At 68.8% G+C, this 2626-nt stretch carries 2 protein-coding genes; both read right to left on the bottom strand.

Features of this window, described 5'->3' with window-relative positions; genetic code table 11:
* Positions 1-1243, bottom strand: a 1243-nt coding sequence (locus tag GPA_RS03545) for an MFS transporter (RefSeq protein ID WP_041238962.1), incomplete at its 3' end; no start/stop codon positions are given.
* Between the two features lie 354 nt (positions 1244-1597).
* Positions 1598-2407, bottom strand: coding sequence for a glycoside hydrolase family 25 protein (locus GPA_RS03540; protein ID WP_227155517.1), 810 nt, complete (start codon positions 2405-2407; stop codon positions 1598-1600).
* Positions 2408-2626 lie beyond the last annotated feature (219 nt).

The raw sequence follows: 2626 nt of genomic DNA, 5'->3' as shown, positions 1-2626 counted from the left end.
GGTCGAGGGCGCGCACGCTCTTCGGAAGGTAGACGACCAGGCCCAGCACCAGGCAGATAGCGCCGTCCACCACGAAGAACGGGGCCACGCCGATGCTCTCGGCCAGCATGCCGCCGAGCGCGATGCCCACGGGGGAGGCAAGGCCCATGCCCGCCATGGCCAGGCCGAGCGCCCGCCCCGTCTTCTCCTCGGGCACGTTGCGCTGGATGAGCGTGATCAGCGGGCCGTTGAACCAGGCGCACGCCATGGCCATCACGGCGCACAGCGCGGCGAATGCCCAGAACATGTCCGGCGAGAGGAAGCCGCAGGCCATGGTCGTGGCACCCACGATGGCGGCGGCCACCGCGATGAGCCCGGCCAGGCGCTTGCCGCCGCCCCACGCCATGAGGACGACCGACCCCACCACCATACCCGCGCCGAACGCGGCCTCGATGAGCGACGCGGCGTAGCCGTCGCCGCCGAAGTGGTCGAAGGTCATGAGGGGGAAGATGGCGCCCAGCGGCGCGAACGCCACCATGCCGACGGTCACGCCCACGATGAGGATGACGAGGCCCCGGCTGGTCGACAGCGCGCGCCAGCCGTCGCGCAGGTTGGCCAGCACGTGCTGGTCCTCGGCCGTCTTGTCGATGACGGTGGGAATCTTCGCCAAGGCGAGCCCCGCCATGGCCGCGAGCGCGCCGAAGAAGTCCAGGAACATGACGGTGTGGAAGCCCAGCGTGGTGTACAGGAAGATGCCGAACGCCGGCGCGCCGATGGACGCCACGCTCATGAGCAGCTGGTCGAGCGTGTTGATGCGCAGCAGGTGCCGTTCCGGCACGAGGAGCGGCATGGCGGCCATCATGGCCGGCCCGTGGAACGCCTGGCCGATGCTGCGCACGATAACCAGTATCATGAGCAGGGCGAACGACACCTGCCCCAGCAAGATGGCCACGCCCAGGCCGAGCGACACCAAGCCGACGCCCAGGTCGGCCACGATCATGACGGTCTTGCGGTTGTGCTTGTCGGCGATGACGCCGCCGAAGGGCGAGAGCAGTCCCTGCGGCAGGTAGGCGCAGATGGCGGCGGCGGACAGCATGAGGGCGCTGCCGGTGGTCTCGGTGATGTACCACACCACCGCGTAGCCGGCGGCGTAGCTGGTTATCATGGACACGGCCTGGCCGATCCAGATGGTGGCGATGACGGCGAGCCAGCGTTTGGGAAGCGGATGGCCCGCGGCGCTCAGGGTCATGGCAGATTCGGTCATGGGAGGGAGCTCCTTCAAGGTCGATGTACTTGTCGGCCGCGCAACAAGTGTTGGGCGGTGTGCATTTTAGTGTGGGGTTGCGAACGCGGCCGCGCCAGCCATTTCGGTTGGCAATGAGGATGCAACGGGAAGTTGCGAGGGAATTCGGCGCGCGTGGGCGTGCCGACTACTGAAATACGTGATACATCGAAACAGAGCTCCTTGGTTGGTTCCAGTCCGCACAGTCTACTGGCGCGTTGGGGGCCTGTCAAGTACGAATGTGCGGTTTTTAGGATCAGGGCACCTCGCTCGGCGAGGGTTGCAACCGATTGTTGCGGTTAAGAACGCGGGCAGCCGGCTTCGGGCGACGCCGCGTCAGCCCACGGCATCAAAACGTATGTTCAGGTCCACGCGGGTGGATATGCCGGCCACCGTGCCGGTGCTCGTGTACTGCCACATGACGAAGTCGAACTGCCCGGTGGGCACGGCCACGTCGTACTCGGCGAACCACACCGGGCGGCCGTCGGGCACATCGCCGCCGAACCGGGCGATGTCGCGTTTGTTGCCGTACACGAGCGTGTCGTAGCCCGCCTGCTCGATGCGCTCGCAGAACGCGCGGGCGCAGGCGGCCAGCTCGGTGCCCGCGAGATGGTTCGCGCGGCCGGTTTCGTCTGAGACGGGCTCGTGGTCGAAGGCGACGGGCAGGTCGAGGGGGCGCCCGGCCAAGAGCCCGAGCACGAAGTCGGCCTCCTCGCGGGCCTCGTCGGGCGTGACGGCTTGCGAGAAGAAGTAGACGCCCGTGGCCAGGCCGGCTGCCTCGGCGCCGTCGACGTTCTCGGAGAAGCGCTCGTCGGCGTAGAGCGCGCCCTCGGTGTAGCCGCGGTTGCCTGCGCGCACGATGGCGAAGTCCACGCCATCGGCTGCCACGGCCGGCCAGTCGATGGCGCCCTGGTGGCTGGACACGTCAACGCCCAGATCGGAGCGCAGCTCGCCGTTCTCGTAGTAGGCGAGCCGGTCGCCGGTGCGTTCAAGGCCCTCCCAGTCGTAGGGGCTCGTGTACGCGGCCGGTGCCGCGGTGTGTGGGGTGCCGGCGCACCGCCCGGCCGTCAAGCCCGCTGCAAGGGCGAGCAGCGCCAGGGCGAACAGCCCGACGATGGCGCGCCGTGACGACGCACGTCTCTGCACCGGCCGTCGCCGGGGTGCAGGGGCTCCGGCTACATTGCGCCGCGGTGGCTTGGGCGGGAGGGTTCCTTTCGTGTTCATGCCCTCCATCCTAGCAAACCGCCGCGCGTCTCCGCCGACGCCCTCGCGCTGCCCATGCGAATATCAGAAGTTCCCGCCCCCTACACTGCCGCGCAGCGCCGTGCGCCCGCCTGCGCCGCGGGGCGGAGCGGGGAGAAGGCG

This window comes from Gordonibacter pamelaeae 7-10-1-b, from assembly GCF_000210055.1.
Lineage (GTDB): Bacteria > Actinomycetota > Coriobacteriia > Coriobacteriales > Eggerthellaceae > Gordonibacter > Gordonibacter pamelaeae.
The sequence above is the reverse complement of the archived record's forward strand: the minus strand, read 5'-3'. Positions and strand labels throughout refer to the sequence as shown.